This window comes from Gracilimonas mengyeensis (assembly GCF_900182705.1).
Taxonomy (GTDB): Bacteria; Bacteroidota; Rhodothermia; order Balneolales; family Balneolaceae; genus Gracilimonas; species Gracilimonas mengyeensis.
Genome location: NZ_FXTP01000007.1, coordinates 157,457 through 182,383, shown reverse-complemented (window position 1 = coordinate 182,383; position 24,927 = coordinate 157,457). Strand labels below are relative to the sequence as shown.

22 protein-coding genes and 2 pseudogenes are annotated in these 24,927 nt (G+C 42.5%); 18 read left to right on the top strand and 6 right to left on the bottom strand.

Translation table 11 applies throughout. The features are described 5' to 3' along the window. The first annotated feature begins 2 nt into the window (after nucleotides 1–2). The 16 genes and pseudogenes from FN815_RS09600 to FN815_RS09530 all read left to right on the top strand — a co-directional run bounded on the left by FN815_RS09600 (nucleotide 3) and on the right by FN815_RS09530 (nucleotide 17,447). The gene (locus tag FN815_RS09600; protein ID WP_142454409.1) at nucleotides 3–836 is read left to right on the top strand and encodes a CheR family methyltransferase; all 834 of its coding nucleotides are present in this window, start codon (nucleotides 3–5) and stop codon (nucleotides 834–836) included. A 13-nt stretch (nucleotides 837–849) separates the two neighbouring features. Beyond that, complete coding sequence (locus tag FN815_RS09595) at nucleotides 850–1,371, top strand: chemotaxis protein CheD (RefSeq protein WP_142454408.1); 522 nt, start codon at nucleotides 850–852, stop codon at nucleotides 1,369–1,371. Between the two features lie 11 nt (nucleotides 1,372–1,382). Next, nucleotides 1,383–1,793: a response regulator gene (locus tag FN815_RS09590; protein ID WP_142454407.1), complete on the top strand. Its 411-nt coding sequence runs from the start codon at nucleotides 1,383–1,385 to the stop codon at nucleotides 1,791–1,793. A gap of 15 nt (nucleotides 1,794–1,808) precedes the next feature. After that, nucleotides 1,809–2,315 (top strand): chemotaxis protein CheX, encoded by a 507-nt coding sequence (locus FN815_RS09585; protein WP_142454406.1) that lies wholly within the window; start codon nucleotides 1,809–1,811, stop codon nucleotides 2,313–2,315. Continuing rightward, nucleotides 2,312–3,385, top strand: coding sequence for a protein-glutamate methylesterase/protein-glutamine glutaminase (locus tag FN815_RS09580; protein WP_142454405.1), 1,074 nt, complete (start codon nucleotides 2,312–2,314; stop codon nucleotides 3,383–3,385). The genes FN815_RS09585 and FN815_RS09580 overlap by 4 nt, the downstream gene beginning before the upstream one ends. 27 nt (nucleotides 3,386–3,412) lie before the next feature. Beyond that, nucleotides 3,413–3,793: a response regulator gene (locus FN815_RS09575; RefSeq protein WP_142454404.1), complete on the top strand. Its 381-nt coding sequence runs from the start codon at nucleotides 3,413–3,415 to the stop codon at nucleotides 3,791–3,793. Nucleotides 3,794–4,979: 1,186 nt separating this feature from the next. Beyond that, a pseudogene (locus tag FN815_RS19330) lies at nucleotides 4,980–5,549 on the top strand (MCP four helix bundle domain-containing protein); the annotation flags it as partial. 399 nt (nucleotides 5,550–5,948) lie between these two features. Next, nucleotides 5,949–6,683: pseudogene (locus FN815_RS19325) on the top strand (methyl-accepting chemotaxis protein); the annotation flags it as partial. A gap of 1,064 nt (nucleotides 6,684–7,747) precedes the next feature. Next, entirely contained in the window at nucleotides 7,748–9,430 is a 1,683-nt protein-coding gene (locus FN815_RS09565; protein WP_142454402.1) for a HAMP domain-containing methyl-accepting chemotaxis protein, read from the top strand. Between the two features lie 377 nt (nucleotides 9,431–9,807). After that, nucleotides 9,808–11,502 carry a methyl-accepting chemotaxis protein gene (locus FN815_RS09560; protein ID WP_142454401.1) on the top strand — a complete coding sequence of 565 codons (1,695 nt, stop codon included), beginning with the start codon at nucleotides 9,808–9,810 and terminating at the stop codon, nucleotides 11,500–11,502. Nucleotides 11,503–12,137: 635 nt separating this feature from the next. Continuing rightward, the gene (locus FN815_RS09555; RefSeq protein WP_142454400.1) at nucleotides 12,138–13,856 is read left to right on the top strand and encodes a methyl-accepting chemotaxis protein; all 1,719 of its coding nucleotides are present in this window, start codon (nucleotides 12,138–12,140) and stop codon (nucleotides 13,854–13,856) included. A gap of 110 nt (nucleotides 13,857–13,966) precedes the next feature. After that, a complete protein-coding gene (locus FN815_RS09550) occupies nucleotides 13,967–15,127 on the top strand; it encodes a hypothetical protein (RefSeq protein ID WP_142454399.1) in 1,161 nt (386 codons plus the stop codon). Between the two features lie 140 nt (nucleotides 15,128–15,267). Further along, entirely contained in the window at nucleotides 15,268–15,813 is a 546-nt protein-coding gene (locus FN815_RS09545) for a chemotaxis protein CheW (RefSeq protein ID WP_142454398.1), read from the top strand. Between the two features lie 101 nt (nucleotides 15,814–15,914). Then, entirely contained in the window at nucleotides 15,915–16,373 is a 459-nt protein-coding gene (locus FN815_RS09540) for an energy transducer TonB (protein WP_142454397.1), read from the top strand. A gap of 226 nt (nucleotides 16,374–16,599) precedes the next feature. After that, the gene (locus FN815_RS09535; RefSeq protein ID WP_142454396.1) at nucleotides 16,600–17,004 is read left to right on the top strand and encodes a hypothetical protein; all 405 of its coding nucleotides are present in this window, start codon (nucleotides 16,600–16,602) and stop codon (nucleotides 17,002–17,004) included. Nucleotides 17,005–17,048: 44 nt separating this feature from the next. Next, entirely contained in the window at nucleotides 17,049–17,447 is a 399-nt protein-coding gene (locus tag FN815_RS09530) for a response regulator (protein WP_142454395.1), read from the top strand. Between the two features lie 4 nt (nucleotides 17,448–17,451). Here the strand turns inward: FN815_RS09530 and FN815_RS09525 are convergent, their stop codons facing one another. Then, nucleotides 17,452–17,964 carry a hypothetical protein gene (locus FN815_RS09525; protein ID WP_142454394.1) on the bottom strand — a complete coding sequence of 171 codons (513 nt, stop codon included), beginning with the start codon at nucleotides 17,962–17,964 and terminating at the stop codon, nucleotides 17,452–17,454. A 203-nt stretch (nucleotides 17,965–18,167) separates the two neighbouring features. Here FN815_RS09525 and FN815_RS09520 point away from each other — a divergent pair, with 203 nt between their 5' ends. After that, nucleotides 18,168–18,713, top strand: coding sequence for a DinB family protein (locus FN815_RS09520; protein ID WP_142454393.1), 546 nt, complete (start codon nucleotides 18,168–18,170; stop codon nucleotides 18,711–18,713). Between the two features lie 112 nt (nucleotides 18,714–18,825). Here FN815_RS09520 and FN815_RS09515 read toward each other — a convergent pair whose 3' ends face one another. From FN815_RS09515 to FN815_RS09495, 5 genes are all read right to left on the bottom strand, one after another. Then, a complete protein-coding gene (locus tag FN815_RS09515; RefSeq protein ID WP_142454392.1) occupies nucleotides 18,826–19,962 on the bottom strand; it encodes a sodium ion-translocating decarboxylase subunit beta in 1,137 nt (378 codons plus the stop codon). Nucleotides 19,963–19,970: 8 nt separating this feature from the next. Beyond that, nucleotides 19,971–20,396, bottom strand: coding sequence for an acyl-CoA carboxylase biotin carboxyl carrier protein subunit (locus FN815_RS09510; RefSeq protein ID WP_142454391.1), 426 nt, complete (start codon nucleotides 20,394–20,396; stop codon nucleotides 19,971–19,973). A 9-nt stretch (nucleotides 20,397–20,405) separates the two neighbouring features. Further along, nucleotides 20,406–20,831, bottom strand: coding sequence for an OadG family protein (locus FN815_RS09505; protein WP_185957243.1), 426 nt, complete (start codon nucleotides 20,829–20,831; stop codon nucleotides 20,406–20,408). Nucleotides 20,832–20,845: 14 nt separating this feature from the next. Then, nucleotides 20,846–22,405 carry an acyl-CoA carboxylase subunit beta gene (locus tag FN815_RS09500; protein WP_185957242.1) on the bottom strand — a complete coding sequence of 520 codons (1,560 nt, stop codon included), beginning with the start codon at nucleotides 22,403–22,405 and terminating at the stop codon, nucleotides 20,846–20,848. A gap of 239 nt (nucleotides 22,406–22,644) precedes the next feature. After that, the gene (locus FN815_RS09495; RefSeq protein WP_142454390.1) at nucleotides 22,645–22,833 is read right to left on the bottom strand and encodes a hypothetical protein; all 189 of its coding nucleotides are present in this window, start codon (nucleotides 22,831–22,833) and stop codon (nucleotides 22,645–22,647) included. Nucleotides 22,834–23,403: 570 nt separating this feature from the next. Between FN815_RS09495 and FN815_RS09490 the strand changes: the two genes are divergently transcribed. Next, complete coding sequence (locus FN815_RS09490) at nucleotides 23,404–24,885, top strand: methyl-accepting chemotaxis protein (RefSeq protein WP_185957241.1); 1,482 nt, start codon at nucleotides 23,404–23,406, stop codon at nucleotides 24,883–24,885. Nucleotides 24,886–24,927 lie beyond the last annotated feature (42 nt).

Here is a 24,927-nt window from a genome sequence, read left to right as displayed (position 1 = left end):
ATATGAGGTCCTCGGTTGAACAAGTATCCAGGCCCGTGGGTGGGCTAAAGCTGACAAATGATGAATTCCAGAAAGTTCGGAAAATCATTCATGGATACAGCGGTATTTTTATACAAGAAGGCAAGGAGGCTCTGGTACAGAGCCGACTGATGAAACGCGTACGAAAACTGGGACTTTCAAGCTTTAAGGAATATCTGAATTATGTAGATTCAGATTCTTCCGGGGAAGAATTTCTTGCTTTGGTAGATGTAATCACTACCAACAAGACGAATTTTTTCAGAGAAGCCAAACACTTCGATTTTATTGAATCCCGCGTGTTACCTGAACTGAGGGGACGTTCTGTGAAATGGTGGAATGCCGGGTGTTCTACGGGAGAAGAGCCCATAACGACGGCCATTACCTTGCTGGAAGCCAAACAACATACAGGCTGGGGTTCGGTAAAAATCCTGGCTACGGATCTTTCCAGAGACGTGCTGGAAGTTGCCAAACAGGGTGTGTATCCCGCTTCAAAAATGGCTGGCGTACCCCAGGATATTCTTCGTAAGTACTTTTCTCACGATAATGGACATTTCCATGTATCGAATGAAATACGCAAGATGATTACCTACGGGCGCTTAAACCTGATGGACAGGTGGCCGCTAAAAGGTCCGTTTAATGTGATTATGTGCCGGAATGTGATGATCTATTTTAACAGGCAGACACAACAGGAATTGGTAGCTAAGTTTCATCAACTGTTGGAACCGGGCGGCTATTTATTTTTAGGACACTCAGAGAGTATCCCGAAAGAAAACAGGAGCTTTGTGAATTTGGCCCCTGCGGTTTACCAAAAACGATGATAAACGCGGCTAAATGAGAAAAGTAGTAGGAGTAAGCGATTTAAAGGTTTCGAATAATCCCGGGGAGATAATAATAACCCATGCTTTGGGTAGCTGCCTTGGGATTACGGCATTTGATCCGGTAGCCGGAGTGGGTGGAATGGTGCATGTAATGCTTCCACTATCTAAGGCTGATCCGGAAAAAGCAAAGCAAAAGCCCGCCATGTATGTGGATACCGGTTTGCAATGGCTATTGCACAAGGTATATGACCTTGGTGCCCGCAAAGATAATATTGAGATCATTGTTGCGGGTGGAGCCAGCATGAAAAGAGGGGATGGCGACGATTATTTTAAGATTGGGAAGAGAAATTTTACCACTCTTCGTAAGCTCCTCTGGAAAAACGGATTCATGATTGCCCATCAGGATGTGGGAGGAAATATCTCACGGACCATGACACTCTCTGTGGCAGATGGTGTAGTCACAATAAATAAACAACCTATCAATGCACCAAAGAGAGCTTCTTCGGTGACTAACCAATATATCAAAAGCGTTTAACCGCGGAGAGAATGATGGATGTAAGAGTATTAATAGTAGATGATTGCCCGGTGATGCGAAAGATTATTAAACGCACCGTAGAGCTTTGCGGATTTGATTCGGTAGAAGTTATTGAAGCCGGAGATGGTAAAGAAGGATTGGAATGGGTAAGAAATATGGATTTCGACCTCGCAATTGTAGATCTGAATATGCCGGTTAAAAACGGAGCAGAGATGATTGCTGAAATGCGTGTGGATGATAACCTGCGATATGTACCCGTACTAACCGTATCTGCTGAAAGCAACGAAACCCGGGTGGAAATTATAACAGACATAACCGAAGGTTTCGTGCATAAACCCTTTTGTGTAGAAGCACTTCGGGATAAAATGCTTAAGATTTTAGAGAAGCAATCGATAATAAGGCCAGGCGCTGCACCAAAATAAATTAAGGCTATTGACATGGAAACAGAATTAACAAATAAAACTCAATCACCTTCTGCGGGCTATCAAGACCAGATACAGGAGATTGCATACAATATTTTTGAACTCACATGCTACATGTTTCCTATGGAAGAATGGGAACTGGAAGATGCAGGTGAACTGGAGCGCCCCGATGGCAACGTTCGTTCGATAGTACGTTTTGACGGTGCAGCCGAAGGAGCGATGGTTATATCACCCTCTGAAGATTTGTTGGAAGCCCTGGCAGCCAATATGCTTGGGGTGGAAGAAGCCAATGATGAGGAAAAGGAAGGTGCACTGTGTGAAATAGCCAATATCATTTGTGGCAACACCGTGCCTTTATTTGCTCATGATGAACAGATTTGCTACATCAGGCCACCACGAATTGCCGCTCAGGGTGAAGATACCGACGAATTATTTAAAGGCATGACCAGAGAAGATGTGGAAGTGCTGCTGGATGAGGGCATCGCAGAAATTTCTATTTATTATAACGCGGAAGACCTATGATCAAAGTTCTGGTAGTAGATGATTCAGCTTTGGTTCGGAAACTTTTAACCGAAGATCTGAATAAACAAAAAGATATTGAAGTGGTTGGTACGGCAATGAACCCGTACATAGCCCGGGAAAAAATTATTGAACTAAAACCGGATGTGCTTACCCTTGATTTGGAGATGCCCCGTATGGACGGGCTGTCGTTCCTGTCAAAGCTGATGAAGCACTTTCCTATGCCGGTAGTGGTGGTGAGTTCACTGACCCCTAAAAACAGCCAGAATGCACTGAACGCATTACGCCTGGGAGCGGTAGATGTAATCTGTAAACCAGGATCGGCTTATTCTACTCAAAATATTTCTCAGGATATCATCCGCGCAGTGCGTACGGCTTCCGTCGCGCGACTTGACCGACAATCGGCTGTTCATTCAAATGGAAGAACCCGAGTAGCTAAACCAACAGATGGTGTAACGGGCAATTATAACCTGGTACATACCACCAACAAGTTGATCGCCATTGGCTCATCAACAGGAGGTACACGAGCACTGGAAACCGTGCTGACCCATTTGCCGGCTAATTTACCCGGAATTGTTATCGTACAACACATGCCTCCGGTTTTTACAAAGAGTTTTGCCGATCGCTTAAATCAAATTTGTGCTCTCACGGTTAAAGAAGCCGAAGATGGTGACCTTATTGAACCAGGTAAAGTGCTTATTGCTCCCGGTAACTTCCACATGCTGGTGGAAAAAAGTGGAGCCAAGTACTATACCCGTATCAAGCAAGGGCCCCAGGTGCATCATCAACGCCCAAGCGTGGATGTAATGTTCAACTCGGTAGCCGACGCTGCCGGTGTGAATGCCATGGGTGTTATTTTGACGGGAATGGGAGCAGACGGTGCCAAAGGTTTGCTTGCTATGAAAAACAAAGGCGCTTTTACTATCGGGCAGGATGAAGCCACATCGGTGGTGTACGGAATGCCTAAAGAGGCCTACAACATTGGCGCGGTAGAACAGGTACTTCCTTTGCAAAATATTGCCGGTTCTATTGTAAGCCATATGAAACAACAAACCAAACAGCCAACAGCGTAATTAGAAAATCCCTGGCAGGAGCTTAAGATGCCTATAAATATACTCGTAGTAGACGACAGCGCCGTAATGCGCAGTATGATAAAGAAGACCATACACCGCAGTAATGTGGATGTAGGCGATATATATGAAGCCAGCAACGGACAGGAAGGGCTGGACATATTGGACCAAAACTGGCTTGATTTACTCTTTATAGACGTGAACATGCCTATTATGGACGGTATGGAAATGCTGGACATCATCCGTAATACACCGGATACCCGTGATTTACCCGTTCTTATTGTATCCACAGAAAGTAATAAACAACGTATTGAGTGGATAAATGAACATAATGCTGGATTCGTGCATAAACCTTTTACCCCGGAAAAACTCCGCGAAAAGATTCTGTCTGTTTTAGGAGTATTAGACTAAAGGCATGAGGTTTTATTAAAGAGATGATAAGAGGTTCTTCAGTTTTATGTTTAATAAACTGAAGTGCTGTTGTGATTTTTAAAGTTCGTTGTTTTAGAGGAGAGGGCTGATCAAGAATTTGGAAAGTCCCCATTTGTGAGCCGGATAACTGAGCTATTTAAGTGCAGGTTATTCCGGCTTTTTTTATTCCTGAGAGGTTTCAAATTCGGCACTTTAGTATTCCGAAAAAGTCTAATGGCTAAAATCATGCAGTCATTCAGAGGCTACTGCCGAAGAACCTGAGCCAGAACATGCTTACCGACGTACCATTGGTGATAGAGTGTGATTCACTGGGGATGGTTTTCAAGGAATAGGAGGTGTGGAGCTTTGCAAAATGCAAGGTCCTTCGCCGGTAGGATCTGGATGACCGGGATGGTGGGGAGGCTGGGACTTTCAGTCTCCAACCAAACCCCTGTACTTTCAGTGCAGGATGGTTTATTCCCGGGAGGTTTGAAATCCAGGCTCGCACAAGTAACAATAGATATCTTTGGTTTTTTTGGGATTCCTAAAAAAATACGATGTAATAAGGATTTTAAATGAAGTAAAAGGATTCAATTTTAGCCGTAAATAGAGTCTTTTAAGTTTCAGTCGCACATGATGTTTAGGCATAAAATTGTTTTTAAGGTTTTTTCTATTAGTCCGATAAATAATCAGAGATGAGATAACTGACTTATTAAAATTGCTACAACCTAAAACAATTGGTTTTTCAAGAGGGCATTCCTATTAAGCCAGCTTATTTGAGACAAAATGAACCTGTTATTTCAGGTAGATACTGAATTTCCAAAAGAGGATTTCAGCATAAACATATAAACATACAGTTGGAAACGAGACGGCCAGTTTGATTAGGGCGGTAGAGTCGTTGAAAAGGAGAGTATGAGTAGGGCTTTTTCAACGCTCAGCTATAAGAGATTCTGTCTTTATAGCTATGGATGATACCTCTTAAGTCGAATTCTGAACCATTGGTATTCAAGGAATATTTACAGAAAATTCCTTGTGCTCACTTCTTAAAAGAATGCATCAATCCGGTAATTGTTAACAAAACCGGGAGCTTCTCATTAAGAGATGCAGACTAACTAAGCAGGGTATCAACAGAGATTACCTGACTCTATCCAATTCACTCAACAATAATTCTATTAAGGTTAAAATTATGAACGCTCTACACACTAATAAAAAAGCGTGGACCATTGGTAAAAAACTCACGGTTTCATTTACTGCATTGGCAACGGTTGTATTTGTTTTAGGAGGTATTGGATACTACGGCGCTTATAAAAGTGAAGAAACCATACAGGAAATCGGTACTGCTATATTACCCAGCGTACAAACGCTTCAGGATATGAACATTGAGTTGGTTACGGTGTATGCTTTTCAGGAAGCATTACAGAACCAAACTCTGACTTTAGACCGCCGAAAGGAAATCTATGATATCATAAACAGTAGTTTTGAAAGATTTCAGCAGGCTGAAAGTGAATACATTGATCTGCCCCATAGTAAGGAAGAAGATATTGCCTGGGAAAAACTTAAACCAAGTATTAAGAAATGGCAGAATACGCATGAGCAATTCTTAGTTCTTTCTGGAAAATTTGATCAAGCCATAATTAGCAGGGATAGCACCGGTACTGATTACAAGAACCTGACCAGTTTTTTCGTGGCCGATATCATACCAACTTTTAATCAGGTTAATAATGAATTGACCGGTTTGGTAAACATTAATCAAAATCAGGCCACCGGCACGATAAGTTCAGCCAGCACCCAAAGTACCGTGTTAAAAACACTTAGCATTCTTGGGTTGATTTTAGGCCTTGCCGGTTCTGTGCTGTTAGGCTATTACATGACCCGTTCTATCAACAAATCTCTCCGCTCTATTATCGAACGATTGAATAGTGGTTCTGAACAGGTGAATTCGGCTTCAACCCAATTATCCGGTGCCAGCCAGGAATTGGCTGAACGTTCCAGTGAACAGGCAGCAAGCCTTCAGGAAACCACTTCTTCGCTGGAAGAAATGTCTTCCCAGATTAAGCAGAATGCCGGTAATGCCGGAGAGGCTGAAACGGCTATGACCGAAGCGCAGCCCATGGTTGCAAACGGAGTTCAGGCCATGAAGCGTATGACCAAAACTATGGAAGAGATTAAAGGAGCCTCGCAAGAGACTTCGAAAATTATCAAAACCATTGACGATATTGCTTTTCAAACCAACCTGTTAGCCCTGAATGCAGCGGTAGAAGCGGCTCGTGCCGGGGAAGCCGGTAAAGGCTTTGCGGTGGTTGCAGAGGAAGTACGAAACCTGGCCCAGCGAAGTGCCGAAGCTGCAAAAGATACGTCTGATTTGATCCAGCGTTCCCAGGAAAGCTCTGAGCGGGGTACCGGTGTAGCTACGGAAGTATCGGACAACCTGCATCAGATAGAAGAAAGCATTAACAATGTAGCGGCTCTGGTAGCAGAAATATCTGCGGCCTCCAAAGAGCAGGCGGTTGGTATTCAGCAGATGAACGCAGCCATGACAGAAATGGATGACGTGGTGCAGGATAATGCTTCTACTTCTGAAGAATCAGCCAGTGCTGCAGAAGAACTTTCATCCCAGGCCCAGGAACTAAAAACCGTAGTGAATGAACTGATGGAGTTGGTTGGAACAGCTAACGGTAATAGTGCTAATGTACATACTGAGTCATATACCAATTATGCGCCCAAATCACGGGCTGTTTCAGGTATTAAAAAAGCAGTAACTAAAGTTAAGCATTCAGCCAATGGCGCTAAGAATGGAAACATTCAAAAAAATAATCAAACTAAGAAACAAGTAGTTACCACTAAGGCAATGGACTTGATTCCTTTCGAAGATGATTTGGTTGATTTTTAAACCTGATATCATCATACAGTGAAAAACTGGGCGGTAGTATTGACAAAGCCTACCGCCCCATTTTAAAAAAAAGACTTGGTTGGGAAAACTATCCAGAAAGTTGAATCGTCATTCAGGCTTTATAACAATTTTAGTGCAAGTTGGCTGGTCAAGAACAAAGAGAGTTCCACTTGAAAGCTGGGTAACTGAACCAAACTTGGAAAGTTATCCGGCTTTTTTTATTCCCGAACGGTGTAAAACCCGGGCGCGCTCAGCGAATCTTAAATATTCCTCTTTTCTTGATTTTCTATGCTTTGATTTGATCTCCTCTATAATGTGAAAATGCAAAAAAATGACTCTTTAAAATTGCTAAAAGTGTCTTTTAAACATATGTCGCACATGATATTTGGGGAGTGAAAAAGTTTTTAAGGTTATTTCTACCAATCCGATAAGTAGTAACAGAAGAAAAAACTGACTTATTAAAAACTGCTACAACCGTTCAAGTTTCGGTTTTTCAAGAGAGCATTCGTTTTAAGCCAGTCGATTTACAAAGCTAACTAAACCCGTAAAGTCGGGTAGATACTGAACGTCCATACTGGAATTCAGAATAACACTTACTTACATACTGTTGGAGATGTGATCGATCATAAAATGATCAGGGAATCATTAGCTGAATAAGATAGAAAGAGTAGCTCTATCCTTAAAATGAACATCAAGAAGGATTCAATCAGTGAAGATGAGGTATGGTATTAATTAAAAATATCTGCTATTTCTATTCCCAAACCCTCTAATAATGGAAGTGCATTTACAAGGTGCACCCAAACTTTGCTATTAACAGAGGCGCAAAAGCCTTAGCAAAGCCTTATTGCCCGGCAAGAATTCGAGAGGCATGGCATTAAAACTCAATAACCGCTTAACGAAAAATTGCCGGAATAATCAGAGAGATCTGACTTTGAGTAAGATCGCTATACCTATTGGTAATAGTGCTTTAAAGGCAGATTGAACATCAACCTAAAGAGGGCAGACTTTAGCGATTCGTATCCAACGATTTAATAAACAAAACAAACTCTATTAAGGATATAATCATGAACGCTCAAGATTCAAAAAACAAAGCGTGGACTATTGGAAAGAAACTTACCGCATCATTTTCCGGGTTGGCAATTATTGTATTAATACTTGGTGCTATAGGCTACTATGGTGCAAAAAGCAGTGATGAAACTATTTACGACATAGGTGTTGTGAGTTTGCAGGGAGTTGAATCATTATTAAAAATGAGCCAGGCTCTAACGGAAATAAATGCCGGAGAAGAAGCATTGCAAAACCCCTTACTTAACTTCAGTGAAAGAGAAGATGTAGAAGGAAATATTGCTTTAAACTGGGATATCCTGGAGGAAGAATGGGCGGTTTATGAATCTTTGCCTCAAACCGGGAGTGAAAAAGAGAAATGGACCGAATTCCTTGTCTCGTTTGAGAAATGGAAAACTGACCATGAAACATTCATGAGTATTGCTAATGACTATGCCAATGAAAACGACGATGAAACATCTGCGGGTATACTTGAAAAATTAAGAACCCAATTTTTAGACGAGAACCTGGAATCAAAAAAACAGAATATCTCTGACATTGACGAATTGGTTGCGATGAACAGTGAAAGTGCGGATCAAGAAATTGAAAAAGCAGATACTGAAAATGCAATACTGAGGCGGCTAAGCATTATAGCTTTAATAATTGGGGTGGGGATTTCTATTCTGTTAGGCTACTTCATCACTCGTTCTGTAAATAAATCACTCCGATCTATTATTGATCGCCTGAATACCGGTTCTGAACAAGTTAACTCTGCTTCAGTGCAGCTTTCAGGAGCCAGCCAGGAATTGGCCGAACGCTCCAGCGAACAGGCGGCCAGCCTCCAGGAAACCACATCTTCTCTGGAAGAGATGTCCTCGCAGATTAAGCAAAATGCCGGTAATGCCGGCGAAGCTGAGACGGCCATGAACGAAGCACAACCAATGGTTGCCAATGGGGTTCAGGCTATGAAACGGATGACCCAGACCATGGAAGAGATTAAAGGAGCTTCCCAAGAAACTTCAAAAATCATTAAAACGATTGATGATATTGCTTTCCAAACCAACTTGCTGGCCTTAAATGCGGCGGTTGAGGCTGCACGCGCCGGTGAAGCTGGAAAAGGCTTTGCCGTTGTGGCCGAAGAAGTACGAAACCTTGCACAGCGAAGTGCAGAAGCCGCTGAGAATACTTCTGAATTAATTCAGCGTTCCCAGGAAAGTTCGGATAAAGGAACGGGAGTCGCTTCTGAAGTATCCCATAACCTTCACCAGATAGAAGAAAGTATTGATAGCGTGGCTTCTTTGGTTGCAGAGATTTCAGCGGCTTCTAAAGAGCAGTCAATCGGCATTGAGCAGATGAATACCGCAATGGGGGAAATGGATGATACAGTCCAGGAAAATGCCTCCACATCCGAGGAATCCGCAAGTGCTGCAGAGGAGTTGTCATCTCAGTCTCATGAATTAAAATCTGTGGTAACAGAGTTGATGGAACTGGTTGGTACGGCCAATGAAAAACCCAAATCTCCGAATAAATTTACCCGTAAATCACGGGCTGTATCAGGTATCAAAAAAACGGTTAAGGTATTAAAGCCTTCAAAAAATCCTAATAAAGAACAAAATCAGGAAAACGATCTTAGTAAAAAGTCGAAGGTGAGCCATGAAGCGATAGACTTGATTCCTTTTGAGGAGGATTTAGCCGAATTTTAATCCTAAGATTGCATTTGCCATGCAGTGAAACCAATGGGCGGTAGTATTGAAAAACTACCGCCTTTTTTCAATTTGATTGAATGGATATGAAGGGGTTACTAAAATTTTCTTATTCTTTAATTATTGTTATTAAATAGTATAAGCTTTCCAACTCTAATTGACGGCTACTCATACATTTAAGTGTTAATAGAGATCTCCGATAATAATGATGAAGGATATTACGGCCTGAAGGTATATGGACCGTAATGCAGGGGCTGATACCTTAATACAATCATTAGATTCAGGTATTAAAAGTGTAGAAGCCACTGAATTAATGATTAGGTATGATGTTGTCTTAAGACAGGGCAACATCAAAATATTATTTAAGGAGTAAGACTATGCTGGAAAACACCATACCGTCTGCTAAAAAGTGGACGATCAAGAAACGTATTATAGCGCTCACCACTACACTAATCACTATTACGGGTTTGTTGCTGGTGATCACAACTATTTTTACGGCCAATCAGGGTTTAAGAAACCTGACCACCCACACCCTTCAAATGAAGCTCGATGGGGACATCAGCTCAATGAACACCTATGCTGCACATAATTTTGGTGATCTGCAACTGGTTGACGGTAATTTGGTCGATGCCGATGGCAATATCATCGGAACCGATGAGCGGGCAGTGGACAAATTTGCAAGTGAACACGAAGCTGTAGCAACTATTTTTAAAAGGGAAGGCAATGACTTTACCCGCGTAGTAACCAGTATCAGGGACGATGCCGGGAAAAGGGTAGTGGGTACCAAGCTGGGCACACAAAGTGCTGCTTATAAACCCATTATGGACCGCGAATTATATATTGGCCGGGCTGATATTTTAGGCATTTCCTATATCACCGCATACGATCCGGTAATTAATAGCCGGGACGAGGTGATAGGTATTCTGTTTGTTGGAATTCCAATGAATGAAGTAAACGGCCTTATCGCGGAGGCGCGTAATACAATTATTAGAAACACCGGACTTATACTTTTGTTGATTATTGCGGGTGGATCATTTGTAGCATGGTACTTTAGCAACGCCATTAATAAAATCTTAATGCATATCATCACCCGTTTAAACAGTGGTTCAGATCAGGTGAATGCATCTTCCTCCCAGCTTTCGGGTTCTAGCCAGGAGCTGGCTGAAAGTACCAGCGAGCAGGCTGCGAATTTGCAGGAGACTACCTCTTCGCTGGAAGAGATGTCATCCCAGATAAAACAAAATGCAGGCAATGCCCGGGAAGCTGAAACGGCCATGAGCGAAGCGCAGCCTTATGTGGCCAATGGGGTGGAGGCGATGAAGCGGATGTCTAAGGCAATGAGTGAAATTAAAGGTGCCTCGCAGGAGACATCCAAAATCATTAAAACTATTGATGATATTGCCTTCCAGACCAATCTATTGGCATTAAACGCAGCCGTGGAAGCGGCCCGGGCAGGTGAAGCCGGTAAGGGCTTTGCCGTAGTTGCTGAAGAGGTGCGAAACCTGGCCCAGCGCAGTGCCGAAGCAGCCAAGGATACTTCTGAATTGATTCAGCGGTCCCAGGAAAGTACCGACCGGGGGACCGGCGTGGCCTTGGAAGTATCGGAGAACCTGGAAAAAATCGAGGAAAGCATTAGTCAGGTAGCTACCCTTGTTGCTGAAATTTCAGCGGCCTCAAAAGAACAATCGGTGGGCATTGAACAGATGAACTCCGCGATGGCTGAAATGGACGGGGTGGTCCAAAATAATGCATCCTCTTCAGAAGAATCTGCGAGTGCGGCTGAGGAACTGTCTTCACAAGCACATGAGCTAAAAACCATTGTTGACGAATTGCAGGAACTGGTTGGAGCTAATGTTAATCATGATGCAATCCACGAGTCAGTGACGTTTCAAAGGGAAAATATCAGTAGCAGTCCAAAATATAACTTCGCGGCAGAATCCGGGGAGGATAATTGGTCTGCACCCGCTAAACCCAAAAAGGAAATCAAGAATGGGAAACCAGCTAAAGATCACAAACAATCAGCTGTTGAATTGATTCCCTTTGATGATGACGATGACTTCAGTGACTTTTAGAAAGAAGCTGTAAACACATAAATAAATTTCAGGTCATCCACCAAAACCGGACAGGATCTTAGTAACAGATTCTGTCCGGTTTTTTTATGGATATTTGATCCGGTTTCATATTCTGTTTCTCTATTCTATTAGAACTGTATTAATCTCACCTTAGCTCAGAAATAGAGAAAAAGGGATACAGAAAATTTATCAGCTTGATAAGATGATGCGGTTTTTTGCCGTAAAGTACACATACATCGTTTTTTGCAGGCGCTGTAAGTGTATATAAGGCAAAACAATACGAAACTCATAGCTCACTATTCACTGATTGGCTTATTGCTTCAAGCTCTAATTGTTTAATGTTTAAGTAAAGTTTAATCGTGTCCGATAAAAATAGTGCTAGATAGATTTTAGGTTTTAGCTATACAACTGGTGCAAATGATTCATCAAGTGAAGTTAGGGTTTGATCAACTCCATTTGATTTTTTTAAGAAGGACAAAAAAGTATACCCAAGGATTAATTATGCGATGGAATTTCTCTGTAGCAAAGAGGGATTCCCATGGGATCCAAATCGTACAGTACAAATCATACGCATTCAGAATGAAGCTCTGGACTTATAATCTGCCTTTGTCAACTATAATCCAATCATCCATATCATGACATCCAACATTCATTCAGGTGGCTATAACCAGAAAAGAACTGGCAGAGCCCAAAGAACCATAGGTCAACGTATTGTTTCGTTGACGATAATTACTTCTGGCATCACACTATTATTAGGTGCCATTGCCATCTTTTCATTGTACAAAATTGATACTTATTCAAAAGACTTAAGTAAAGTCTATTTGAATGAGTGGAGCTCTGCCTCAGCATTTGAGACCGAAGTTCGTAATGCCGGATATGAACATCTTACATATACGAATACAGGGGATGAGAAGTATATTGAATCAGCTTTATCCCGCATTTCCGATATCAACCGATATCATGATACCCTGGTAGTACTTGCTGATAATTATGACCTTCCCGTACTTGAAAAGCAATTGGTTGGGTTGAAAGATGAAATTGATCTTTATGAAGGGTATCTCATTAACTATGAACAAGCCACCCAAAACCTGGAAGAGAACCAGGACAGTACCAAGACTGCTGAGCTTACACAAATACTCACTTCATCCCGTCAGGCTGCGAAAAAGGAATACGAAGTTTTACTGGCAAAGTCTGTTCAGGTGCGTCAGTCAGCTGAAGGATCAGCTAGGCAAATGGCCATCAATACCGAGCACACCGTATTCAATTATACATGGATTATCGGTTTTATTTCACTCATCGCGGTTACTATAGCAATGGTGTTGGGCTTTTTTATTGGCAGGTCGATAAGTGGTATCCTCAAAAGGATTATCGAAAGACTTAAGAGCGGATCTGAGCAGGTATCGGCTTCTTCAGATCAGTTATCAACAGCCAGCCAGTCGTTGGCTGAAAGTTCAAGCGAACAGGCGGCGAGTCTCCAGGAAACTACTTCATCACTGGAAGAAATGGCGTCACAGATCAAAGCTTCTGCCGAAAATTCAACAGAAGCCGAATCAGCCATGCGGGAAGCTCGGCCGATGGTAGAAAAAGGGGTAGAGGCTATGGAGCGTATGAATCATGCAATGGATGAAATTAGAAATTCTTCGCAGGAAACCTCCAAGATTATTAAAACTATCGATGATATTGCCTTTCAGACCAACTTGCTGGCATTGAATGCAGCAGTAGAAGCTGCACGGGCAGGGGAAGCCGGTAAGGGATTTGCAGTAGTAGCTGAAGAAGTTAGAAACTTGGCACAGCGTAGTGCAGAAGCAGCTAAAAGTACTTCAGAGTTAATACAAAAATCACAAGAAAACTCTGATCGTGGTACCGGAGTAGCGGGAGAAGTATCCGAAAACCTCAAGAAAATTGAACAGAGTATAGGCAATGTACATACGCTGGTAGAAGAAATTTCAGCGGCATCTAAAGAACAGTCCGTTGGTATTCAGCAGATGAATTCGATTATGTCTGAAATGGATCATGTGGTACAAGACAATGCATCTGCTTCTGAAGAGTCTGCCAGTGCTGCCGAAGAGTTATCCTCCCAGGCCAATGAGTTGGATTCTATTGTAAGTGAGATGGTAAGCCTGGTATCCGGGAAAAATGCCACTTCAGAAGAAATTCAGATTTCAAATAAATACTTCGAATCTGCAGACAGCCAAATGAATTTCTCTGAATTTATTACACCAAAAAGACCTGTCACAGGAAATACGGTTAAAAAAGGCAATGGTTTTTTACATCCCATGGATAAGGTAGCTCCTAAGAAAAGCCGGGTAGAAGAACTGATTCCATTTGATGACGATGACTTCGGTGATTTTTAAGAAGAATTCTCTTTCTCAGGAGAGCCCGCTAAAGCTGTTAGAAACTCTTCTGAGATACATCAAAAAATGAATAAAAAATCATCCCAAGAATATCACAAAAGCTAATTGTTATGAACTCTAACGTTTCAAAATACCTGCCAATAGTTCTGTTGGTAGGAATTTTCTCCCAGCCTTGTTTTCACGTACAGGCTCAGCATAATGAACTGCATAAAGATCCGTACACTGAGAAGTTTGCATCAAAATTCAGTTATAATATTCTCACAGAACTGCATTACAATGATGCAGTAGACGGGAAATATGGTCTAATTGAACAAGGAGAGCTGGATTTCCATGAACTTCATTTTAAAGCTGGCTACAAGGTGAATAAACATCTAAAGATAAAGACGGCTTTGGAAGTAGAGCATGTGTTTGATAGCCAGTATGATGGAGGGGATGCTTTCTTCAAACAGGCCTATCTGGATTATCACAAAACCCAAAAAGTCGGTTTTAAAGCGGGATTGGTGTCCCTTCCAGTTACGGCTTCGCATTCAAAGATGTATGCCGGTGTGGAGCTGGCTCCCGTAGAGAAGTACCTGTCTTACGCTTGGAGGGAACTAGGGATATTAATGTATGGTGATTTGAGCGGTAAATTAAGTTATCAGGCCAGTGTTACTACAGGGCTTGAAGCTTCAGAAATATCCAGCAAATATGGAATATACTATGCCAGAAACAGCCGGCTATTTTCTTCAATAAATAATATTGCCGCAGCAGGACAGCTACAGTATAAACTGAATAATCATCTGACTTTGGGTACTTCCGTACTTTACTCAGGCTTGGAAAGCAACCAGGAATATGGGAGCGAGCTCAAAGGAGCAAGCTATACGATGTTTGAAGGCTTTGCATCCTATAAAACCGGAGCTGTGACGACGAGAATAGTTGGAGTGTATAGTGCCATAGCGGAAACGGAAAAGATTAATTATGCCCTTCATGAGCATATCGGTTCAGCTCAGTATGGTGTCTTAGCAGAGCTTAGCTACGACTTTCTCTACAATGCCCAGGTTGGAAAACAAGGAAAGCATTTGATTGCGTACGGTCGTATGGAAGCATATGACACCCAATATAGAACTGAGGGCTTTGAAGACGAACCCAAATATCAGCGACAAGAATATACGCTGGGGCTGCTATATCAGCCTTTTAAGCGAATTGAAATAAAAACAGACTACCAGTGGTTGCGTTCGGCCGATAAGTCAGGGCATGCACAGTTTAATATTGGATTGATATTAAATCTGTAATACAAATCAATTTTTAAAATATCGTTTAAGAAAACTCGGAATACACCGATAAGAATCACAGTGAAACAATTAAAGTATTCAGCAGGATGAAAAGTAACTGCTGAGATTGTTCCAAAAATATATATCAAAACATTCAGATCATGGAAGAAACAGTTGTAAAAGAAAAAGAGACTGAGCTCAACGAAGCCGGTATTGAAGGAGGCAAGTTTTTGAGCTTCTTTCTTGGAGAAGAGGAGTATGCAATTGAGATACTTAAAGTACAGGAAATTATTGGCTTGATGCCCATTACGCCTGTACCAAAAATGCCTTCATACATACGAGGTGTATTAAACCTGAGAGGAAAAATTGTACCGGTAATGAACCTGAGGCTTCGCTTCGGTCTGCAGCCGGTGGAAGACACAGACGAGACTTGTGTGATTGTAGTGCAAGACGGTAAATACCTGATGGGTGTTTTAGTAGATAAAGTGTCGGAAGTAGCCGACATCATCACCAACCAAATTGAAGAAGTGCCTTCTTTCGGTATTGAAGCTAATTCCGATTACCTGGCTGGTATCGCCAAAGTGCAGGATTCTGTGAAGATGATTGTAGATGTACACAAGGTAGTTTTTGACGTAGCTGATGAGGTGAAAGCACCTGCAAATGCTGTGGCTCAGGAAGAGGTATTGGAGCAGTCTGAAGCAGAATAATAAAAAGTGTTTAAGAAATTTCAGGCTGTGCCGATAACCTTAATAACAAGCCAAATAAAGAGCAGTTATTTCGGAAAAAACACAACAATAGATACATTATCATGAAATATTTATTCTCTACTCCCAACAAATCAGAACGTACAGTTTTGCTTTCAGTAGCCGTGCTGGCAGCCTTTTTATTGAGCTCAACAGTAGCTTTTGCAAGTCCTGATGCTCTGACTACCGGTGAAGCTGGGTATGCTATAGCCGATTCTTCTGAAATCTATACGGTAGTTGACCAAATGCCGGAGGTGGAAGGAGGCCTCCCTGAAATTTATAAACACATTGAATATCCAACTTCTGCATCAAACAGAGGTATTGAAGGCCGTGTATTCATAAAATTTATTGTGAATGAAAATGGCGATGTAGAAAGTCCGGAGATTCTCAAAGACATTGGCGCTGGTTGCGGTGAAGCAGCCGTGAAAGGGATTAAAAAAGTAAAATTTACTCCTGGTAAACATCAGGGTAAAACGGTAAAAGTGTATTACACGATGCCGATCAATTTTCAAATTACTGATTAATTATCTGAATATATCTATCCCTATATATCCCTGATAATTGTAAAAGCATCGTTCTGAATGGGCGGTGCTTTTTTTATTTATTGCAGTTGAGGGTTGTTGTATAAATGAAAGAATGTTTGGTAGGGAAGGAGGGAATTTTTAAGTATTTGCCTTTTCAGCCGATAATGACATAAGGACTTATTGCCAGATGCAGTAAGTTTTCTATTTATAATAACGGAGATACAAAATGGACAAAATACCTACGGACCTCGAAATTCTTGAGGACATTTATTATCGGTATTACGATGAGTTTAAGAAATACGCCCGAGAAGAGCCCGATCGTATTGCCCGTATCCGCGTGCCTGTTGATGTGAAAGAAGTAGCTAAGGAATGTGGTGTTTCAGAAGACATGATTTTTGGCCGTATGTTTTATCACTTCAATAAAAAGTACAGCTACAGGGATGAGAAGGGAGAGATTACCACTTTTTTTATAACGGATAAATTCGAGGGACTTAGTGTAAACTTCCCCTTAGTGGCCGCTGTGTTAGCAGATCTTAAAACAGAGAAAAAGAAAGTTGAAACTTTTATCATAATCTCTGCAACGGCTTTGGTTATATCAATTATATCCATCGGGTTGGCGTTGTTGTTGTAAAACCAGTGATCATCAAAAAATATTAAAAAGGAAATTGGAAAAAGATGAAGATTAACGTTTTGATAGTGGAAGATGATGCTGCCATGCGGGTTGTCTTAAGAAGCACCGTGCTTTCGGTGGATGATGGAATTGAAATCGGTGAAATCTATGAAGCTGAAAACGGAAGAGAAGGGCTGGACGTACTTGAAAATGAGAAGATAGACCTCATGCTTGTGGATATCTATATGCCCATTATGGACGGGATGGAAATGTTGGAATACACCTACGATCATCCAGAATGGAAGGACATCCCCGCTATTGTTGTTTCCACTGAAAACGATGAAGACCGGATTGATGCTATCATGCGCAAAGGACTTGGCTTTGTGCACAAACCGCTTACTCATGTGTTGCTGAAGGATAAGGTGAAGGCTATCATGGAGAAACACCAGGCGAAATCGGAATAAGCTGTTAATCCAGAGTTTCCCGAATGGTGAATGCTCTGGAGTGAACAGTAGTACTCTTGCCATCATGTTTTTTTGAGGTAATAGTAAAAGAAAACCGATAAGTCCCGGTAACTTTTTTGCCCATTTCCCTTAGTCGTGCTTCAGGGAATATGAGTTTTCGCGTACCCCCAGGCTTTATAGGGATATAACTAGCCACTTGTATATATGCTACGCTTTCGGGTTTAGTTTTTACGGCTTTCCAGCCATCATTTGTCCGTCTTTTTAAAGGATCATCACCACTACCATCAGGTTTGAATACATATACGGTATCAGAGGTATGATTGGTATAGACGGCAGTAATCCGTTCTCCCGTAGTAAAATAGCGGGCATTTGGTGAGATAAAAATCTGTTCCCTATAAGTGTTTTTATTGGATGTGTAATCGGCGGGTGGCCACTGCCCATTATACTCGATATAGCTACAGCCTGTAAAAAGCATTAGAATTATGAGGGCACTTGGGAGAGATAATCTGTAAAGCATAAATACTCCGGTTTTAAAAGTAATAAACCGGATACATGCCGGGTCTGAAATAGCATACGGATGCGGTATTATGATGATAAACCGCTATTTCTAAGCTGGTGATTAGCAACGAATACCATCCTGCACAAAGCACCTGCTGTTTTTATTCTCAATTGTTCGTTATTTAAAAAGACAAATCATCAACCCAAAAACAGCGAACTATAATGAACGACATCAAAAAGATTTTTACAGGGATACTAATTCTGGCAGCCACTCTTAGCGGAGGAAACCTGGCTACAGCACAAAGTGAGCCAGGCGATTTTAAAGAAGCCTTCCTTGGGCAGTTTACCTACACCACAAATCGTCTTGTATCTCTGGCAGAAGCCATGCCGGCCGATAGCTACACCTGGAGTCCTGATGGGGAAGCAATGCCCGTTGCTCAAGTTTACATGCATATTGCACGGTATAATTTTCTATATCCGCAATCCTCTTTGGGTATAGAGGTGCCAGAAGATATAGATTTGGATGATATGGAAGAGCTCGCCGATAAAGAGGTAGTGATTGAACACCTGAAACAATCGGTAGAACATATCAAGGAACACATAGGAGCCATGACCGCAAGCGAACTGCAGGCAGAGACCGAGCTCTATGGACGAACAGTACCAGGTTGGCAAGTACTATTCCAGCTTCAGACGCATATGAGCGAACATACTGGCCAATCTATAGCGTACGCCCGCATGAATGAGATCACACCGCCCTGGTCTCGCTAGTATTTTCTAATAAAGCGTGAGTTCAAATAAAAACCCTCTTCAATAAAAAACCCTCTATCTCAAACAAGATAGAGGTTTTTTGGTCATGTTGATGTTCCGAAAAACCCAGAGGTCACATCAAGAAGCTCATCAGCAAACCGGCTGCTACAGCTGATCCGATAACACCAGCTACATTAGGGGCCATGGCATGCATCAGCAGGTGATTGGAGGAATCGTAGCGGAGGCCTTCATGCTGTACCACACGGGCACTATCGGGTACGGCAGATACGCCCGCTGCACCAATCAGTGGATTGATTTTATTATCATCCGGAAGGAACAGGTTCATGAACTTGGCGAACAATACACCGCCAGCTGTTGCAATCATGAATGACAGGGCGCCCAGCACAAAGATCAATATAGATTCCGGGGTAAGGAAAGTAGTGGCTTGTGTGGAAGCACCTACGGTAAGTCCCAGAAGAATAGTAACGATATCAATCATAGAGTTACGGGCGGTTTCAGCCAGTCGTTCCGTTACCATAGATTCTTTCAGCAGGTTTCCAAAAAAGAGCATTCCCAATAGAGGAAGAGCTGCCGGAGCAATAAAAGCGGTAAGCAGCAAACCAATGATGGGGAACAGTACTTTTTCAATTTTAGATACTGCGCGAGGCGGTTTCATCCGGATCCGGCGTTCTTTATCGCTGGTAAGCAAACGCATAATCGGGGGCTGTATAACCGGTACCAGCGCCATGTACGAATAGGCAGCAATAGCGATAGGTCCAATTAAATCAGGAGCCAGCCTGGATGAAAGGAAAATAGCAGTAGGGCCGTCGGCACCACCAATGATGGCGATAGCTCCGGCTGCACCCGTATTAAAAGCCAGCGCAATGGCTCCAAAAAAGGTCAGGAAAATCCCGATCTGGGCAGCTGCACCTAACAGCACAAGTTTTGGGTTCGAAATTAAGGTTGAAAAATCGGTCATGGCTCCGATCCCCAAAAATATAAGGGGTGGGTACACGCCTTTTAAAACACCCTGGTACAGGTAGTTCATCACGCTGCCATCTTCATAAATACCAAGCTGAAGATCCGCGCCTTGCAAAAAGGGGATGTTTCCTATAATGATACCAAAACCGATAGGTACCAGTAAGAGAGGTTCATATCCTTTTTTTATGGCCAGATAAATGAAAAAACAGGCCACAGCAATCATAATCAGGTGCCCGGGAGTTACGTTGTAAAACCCGGTATAGTGGTAAAAGTTCTCTAAGCCTTGCATGGAAGTAATTATTCGATTTCTAATAAGATGTCATCTTGCAGTACGGCACTGCCAGGGCTGACTTTAATGGATTTGATTACACCATCCGTATCGGACTGGATGTTGTTTTCCATTTTCATGGCTTCCATTACAATCAGCTTTTGATCCTTGCTGACGGTGTCGCCTTCTTTAACCAATACCGTTAGTATTTTACCGGGAAGTGGTGCTTTAATCGTAGAAAGCTTGCCACCACGGGTTAGCGGTTTATTGTCTTTGGTAGAAGGAGGCGGGGTCTTAGAACGAACCAAGCGAGGTGTTTTCTTGGTCTTTACTTCCTGTTTCAGGTTCACCTTGTAAGGGGTGCCGTTTACTTCCAGATCTACAACGTTATCTTCAAAAGTGCGAATCTTAACGTCGTAGTTGTTTCCGTTTATTTCGAATTGATATTTTTTCATGATGAGTGATTACCGTCTGAGATTGGTTACGGAATAAATTTTTGAACTCCAGGGAGAATAGCGGCGCGATACTTCTTCGATGGTAAGCACCGTGCTTTCTTCATCGTGATGCTCGTTTGCAAACATGTGTATGGCGGCGCCAATAGCAGCGTTTACTTCTCCGGATATTTCAGGTACGGCCTGATCCTGCTCCTTAGCAGCACCGTTACCGTTTTTGCCCATTCGCTTTTCAGCAGCCTCTACAATAGATTGCTTTCGGCTTTGCAGTTTTTTCTTCAAACTTTTACCCAGATCTATGAATTTAGGCATGTTGTGGAACACAAGGTACAGTAGTGAAAGAACCACAAATACCACCGCGTAACCTTCAATCATTATGAAGATTTCTTCGGTTGTGACCAGGGAAAAGTCCAGTTCTGTTAATCGGTCAAAAAACATAGTTGCTCCTGTCCTTAAAGTGGAATGTTACTGTGTTTCTTGGGTGGATTAACCTGCTTCTTGGTTTGCAGCGATTGCAGGGCCCGGATAATGCGGAAGCGGGTATTTCGGGGCTCAATTACATCATCAATGTAGCCGTAACGGGCAGCCTCGTAGGGATTAGAGAAGCGGTCTTTGTATTCCTTCTCTTTTTCGGCCATAAACTTGGCACGTTCCTCTTCGTCCTCGATATCTCTGGCTTCTCTTCCGTAAAGAATCTCTACAGCTCCTTTGGGACCCATAACAGCAATCTCTGCAGAAGGCCAGGCGTAATTGATATCGCTCTTCAGATGCTTGGAGCTCATTACGTCATAGGCACCGCCATATGCTTTACGAAGAATTACCGTGATTTTTGGAACCGTGGCCTCACCATACGCATACAGTAATTTGGCACCGTGTGTTATAATACCGCCATATTCCTGGGCACTACCGGGCAGGAAGCCGGGCACGTCAACCAAGGTAACCAGAGGTACATTAAAGGCATCGCAGAAGCGTACAAAACGAGCTGCTTTTCTTGAGGCCTCAATATCTAGCACACCCGCCAGGTAGTTGGGTTGATTGGCAACAATACCTACAGGCATCCCGTTAAATTTTGCAAAGCCAACTACAATATTACGGGCGTATCTCCGGTGAACTTCCAGGAACTCGCCATCATCTGCTATGGTGTAGATGATATCTTTCACGTTATATGGAACCTGTGGGCTGTCAGGAATGATTTCATTCAGCTCATCATCCAGCCGGTCGATAGGATCTTCGCATTTGGTGATAGGAGGATCTTCCAGGTTGTTTTGAGGGAGGTAGCTCAGCAGTTTGCGAAGCATTAAAAGGCCTTCCTCTTCATTTTCTGCCACAAAGTGTGTTACACCTGATTTGGTAGCATGAACGTTGGGGCCGCCCAGCTCTTCAACGGTGATGTCTTCCCCGGTTACTGTTTTAGCAACTTTGGGACCGGTTACGAACATGTAACTGGTTTTTTCCACCATCATGGTGAAGTCGGTAAGAGCGGGGGAGTACACGGCGCCACCGGCACAAGGGCCAAAGATGGCTGATATTTGAGGGATGACCCCGGAGGCCTCGATGTTTTTCTGGAATACGTCGCCGTAACCAGCCAAGCTGCGAACGCCTTCCTGAATCCGTGCGCCGCCACTGTCATTAATTCCGATCAGGGGAGCGCCCATTTTCATAGCTTGATCCATGATCTTGCATATTTTCTGTGCAAAAACCTCGGACAGGGAGCCGCCAAATACGGTGAAATCCTGGGAAAAAACGTAAACCAGACGTCCGTCAATCGTACCATGACCGGTTACTACGGCATCGGATAAAATGCGCTTATCCCATAATCCAAATGATTTGGTTCGGTGGGTCACAAACATATCGAATTCTTCAAAACTACCTTCGTCCAGTAAAAATTCGATTCGTTCGCGTGCTGTAAACTTTCCTTTTTCGTGTTGTGATTCGATGCGCTTCTCGCCGCCGCCAAGTCGCGCTTTTTCTCGGTATTCAACCAGTTTCCTGATGTCTTCTTTAGTGCCCATATGAGTGTGTGATGTGAGTTTTGGGTCTATATCAGCAACAGCCAAAAGTGGCGTTGCTGGTAACTATTTTGATAAGAACGCGTTTTATTTGAGCGCTTTTGAAGCCCTCAAATAAACAGCTGTTAAATACTGAGGTGAAATGAATTATGTGTGAAGAGCAAAGAGAGGTGAAAGTAGTTTTATAAAACTACTGGACAATGAATAGCAACTAAAGGCTTGGCGTAATAGAGATGTAAAAATTAGGGACCAAAATTGGTTTCAACCGGTGATTCAATAGTCAAAGTTGTTTGAGAGGAAGTAAAAGAAGATATGGATTCTTCATTGACGGAGGTTGTCATGTTGCAGTAGTTCAGGCCCAGAATAATTATAGCAAGGATAAGCAGTCGTATTGGTAACTCTACCCGGGGATCGTGTAATAAAGTATGCATAAAACCTCCTGAGTTTTCTATTTGGCAGGGGCCATTAGACCATTTGTACCTTCTCTAATACTGCCGGTATTTATATTATCGGCAGTATCACGAAAAACATAAATACAAGAGGGGCTTACGGGCGGGGAGGAGTTTTGTTCTCTCAAAGTTTTCTTTAGGGATGATATGGCCGTTAAGCATATCTACACTATATTTTGATGAAGGCGGTCGTGAAAGAGTTGTTTATGAGCTCGATGTAAATTGAGCTAAATAAATGAATTAGTCCAAATGAATTATTTGCAGATCGCTTAAGTTGCTCTGCGCCATATATTTAAGTTTGCATTCTTTAAGTCCGATAAATAAAGTAAATATGCCTGCATGATGAAGGACATTTTAAAGTGCAGTGCCGATTTATAAAGAAAGTTAGGTTCATCGGTAAAAGCATAGTTGGTGATAATTTAAACAGCTAGGAGAATTATGTGGGAAAGGACTGGACTAAAGGCAAAGATAACTTCCCTTACTACGGGAACACTGTTAACATCAGGAATACTGATTATCATACTGGGGCTGTATCTGTTAAATAGCTCAATAATGAAGGAAAAGGAAACCCAAACCACCGAGTTGGTAAGGGTGGGCTTGTCTACTTTGGAACACTTTTATGAAATGGAAAAGTCGGGCGAGTTAAGCAGAGAAGAAGCTCAGCTTATGGCGAAGGAAACCATTAAAGCTCTGCGATTTGGAGACCGGGGAAAAGATTACTTCTGGATTAATGACTTTCATCCACGCATGATTATGCATCCTTTTCGTGGAGATTTGGAAGGTCAGGACATTTCGAATGTACAGGATCCGGACGGGATCAAAATTTTCGTTGAATTCGTACGAACGAGCGAAAAAAACGGCAGGGGTTTTGTTCCATATCAATGGCAATATTATGATGATAAATCCCGCGTAGAACCTAAACTCTCTTATGTTTCTGAATTTGCCCCATGGGGATGGATTCTCGGAACTGGGGTGTATATCAATGATGTAGAATCAACAGTTTGGTCTGCTGGCTTATATCTGACATTAATGTCACTTATTGCCATGGGACTTGCCATGGTGGCAACGTTTATATTCTCTCGCAATCTTAGTGAAAAATTACGAGAAACATCTACCCAAATATCCTCTGTATCTGAACAAGTTGCTTCGGCCTCGGAGCAAGTGTCAGGAGCAAGCCAATCATTGGCAGAAGGCGCAAGTGAACAGGCTTCAAGCTTGGAGGAGATGGCTTCATCTCATGAGGAATTAGAGGTAATGACAAAGCAAAACTCGGAAAATGCCCAACAGGCAAACACCTTGATGGAGACAACCCGGAAGCTTCTGAGTCAGACCTTGGAGGAGATGGAGCAAATGAGCAAGCAAATCTCGCTAATAAGTGACTCTTCTAACCAAACCGCAGCCATTGTTAAAACCATTGATGACATTGCTTTTCAAACTAATCTTTTGGCTTTAAATGCAGCTGTAGAAGCTGCCCGTGCCGGGGATGCAGGAAAAGGCTTTGCTGTAGTAGCAGAGGAGGTGAGATCGCTGGCAAAAAGAAGTTCGGAAGCAGCAAGCAGTACTACGCTGTTGATAGAAGAGTCTCAGCATAATGCTGAATCGGGTGTGGCTGTGACGGAGTCACTGGCTAATTCCTTAAAAAATGTGGCTGATAATGCAGAGAAAGTAGCCGCTTTAGTGACGGAAATAGCTGAAGCTTCCCGAGAACAGAGTTCTGGCCTTACCCAGGTTAATGCGGCTGTAATGGAAATGGATTCGGTAGTTCAAGCAAACGCGGCTAGTGCGGAGGAAACAGCCAGTGCCAGTCAGGAACTTTCAGCTCAGTCAAATGAGCTGAAGATTATGGTAGCAGCACTGTCAAGAATTATTGAAGGAGCTGCCTCAATAAATAGCTCTAAATATGAACAGTCATATAAAGGATCGCGATATGGAAAGGACAACTATTATAAACCAACCGTTAGCCATCGTAAAGAAAATGGTCGCTTTGAGAAAGCCTTGATTAAAAATGGTTCACGCATGCTTGAACAAGTGTGAGTAAAACTGAGATATAAATAGGCGTAAAAGAGTGGTTTGGTT

Excerpts from the sequence above, each read along its gene's own strand:
- FN815_RS09600 (WP_142454409.1), top strand. The coding sequence starts at position 3 with ATGAGGTCCTCGGTTGAACAAGTATCCAGGCCCGTGGGTGGGCTAAAG.
- FN815_RS09595 (WP_142454408.1), top strand. The coding sequence starts at position 850 with ATGAGAAAAGTAGTAGGAGTAAGCGATTTAAAGGTTTCGAATAATCCC.
- FN815_RS09590 (WP_142454407.1), top strand. The coding sequence starts at position 1,383 with ATGATGGATGTAAGAGTATTAATAGTAGATGATTGCCCGGTGATGCGA.
- FN815_RS09585 (WP_142454406.1), top strand. The coding sequence starts at position 1,809 with ATGGAAACAGAATTAACAAATAAAACTCAATCACCTTCTGCGGGCTAT.
- FN815_RS09580 (WP_142454405.1), top strand. The coding sequence starts at position 2,312 with ATGATCAAAGTTCTGGTAGTAGATGATTCAGCTTTGGTTCGGAAACTT.
- FN815_RS09575 (WP_142454404.1), top strand. The coding sequence starts at position 3,413 with ATGCCTATAAATATACTCGTAGTAGACGACAGCGCCGTAATGCGCAGT.
- FN815_RS09565 (WP_142454402.1), top strand. The coding sequence starts at position 7,748 with ATGAACGCTCAAGATTCAAAAAACAAAGCGTGGACTATTGGAAAGAAA.
- FN815_RS09560 (WP_142454401.1), top strand. The coding sequence starts at position 9,808 with ATGCTGGAAAACACCATACCGTCTGCTAAAAAGTGGACGATCAAGAAA.
- FN815_RS09555 (WP_142454400.1), top strand. The coding sequence starts at position 12,138 with ATGACATCCAACATTCATTCAGGTGGCTATAACCAGAAAAGAACTGGC.
- FN815_RS09550 (WP_142454399.1), top strand. The coding sequence starts at position 13,967 with ATGAACTCTAACGTTTCAAAATACCTGCCAATAGTTCTGTTGGTAGGA.
- FN815_RS09545 (WP_142454398.1), top strand. The coding sequence starts at position 15,268 with ATGGAAGAAACAGTTGTAAAAGAAAAAGAGACTGAGCTCAACGAAGCC.
- FN815_RS09540 (WP_142454397.1), top strand. The coding sequence starts at position 15,915 with ATGAAATATTTATTCTCTACTCCCAACAAATCAGAACGTACAGTTTTG.
- FN815_RS09535 (WP_142454396.1), top strand. The coding sequence starts at position 16,600 with ATGGACAAAATACCTACGGACCTCGAAATTCTTGAGGACATTTATTAT.
- FN815_RS09530 (WP_142454395.1), top strand. The coding sequence starts at position 17,049 with ATGAAGATTAACGTTTTGATAGTGGAAGATGATGCTGCCATGCGGGTT.
- FN815_RS09525 (WP_142454394.1), bottom strand. The coding sequence starts at position 17,964 with ATGCTTTACAGATTATCTCTCCCAAGTGCCCTCATAATTCTAATGCTT.
- FN815_RS09520 (WP_142454393.1), top strand. The coding sequence starts at position 18,168 with ATGAACGACATCAAAAAGATTTTTACAGGGATACTAATTCTGGCAGCC.
- FN815_RS09515 (WP_142454392.1), bottom strand. The coding sequence starts at position 19,962 with ATGCAAGGCTTAGAGAACTTTTACCACTATACCGGGTTTTACAACGTA.
- FN815_RS09510 (WP_142454391.1), bottom strand. The coding sequence starts at position 20,396 with ATGAAAAAATATCAATTCGAAATAAACGGAAACAACTACGACGTTAAG.
- FN815_RS09505 (WP_185957243.1), bottom strand. The coding sequence starts at position 20,831 with ATGTTTTTTGACCGATTAACAGAACTGGACTTTTCCCTGGTCACAACC.
- FN815_RS09500 (WP_185957242.1), bottom strand. The coding sequence starts at position 22,405 with ATGGGCACTAAAGAAGACATCAGGAAACTGGTTGAATACCGAGAAAAA.
- FN815_RS09495 (WP_142454390.1), bottom strand. The coding sequence starts at position 22,833 with ATGCATACTTTATTACACGATCCCCGGGTAGAGTTACCAATACGACTG.
- FN815_RS09490 (WP_185957241.1), top strand. The coding sequence starts at position 23,404 with ATGAAGGAAAAGGAAACCCAAACCACCGAGTTGGTAAGGGTGGGCTTG.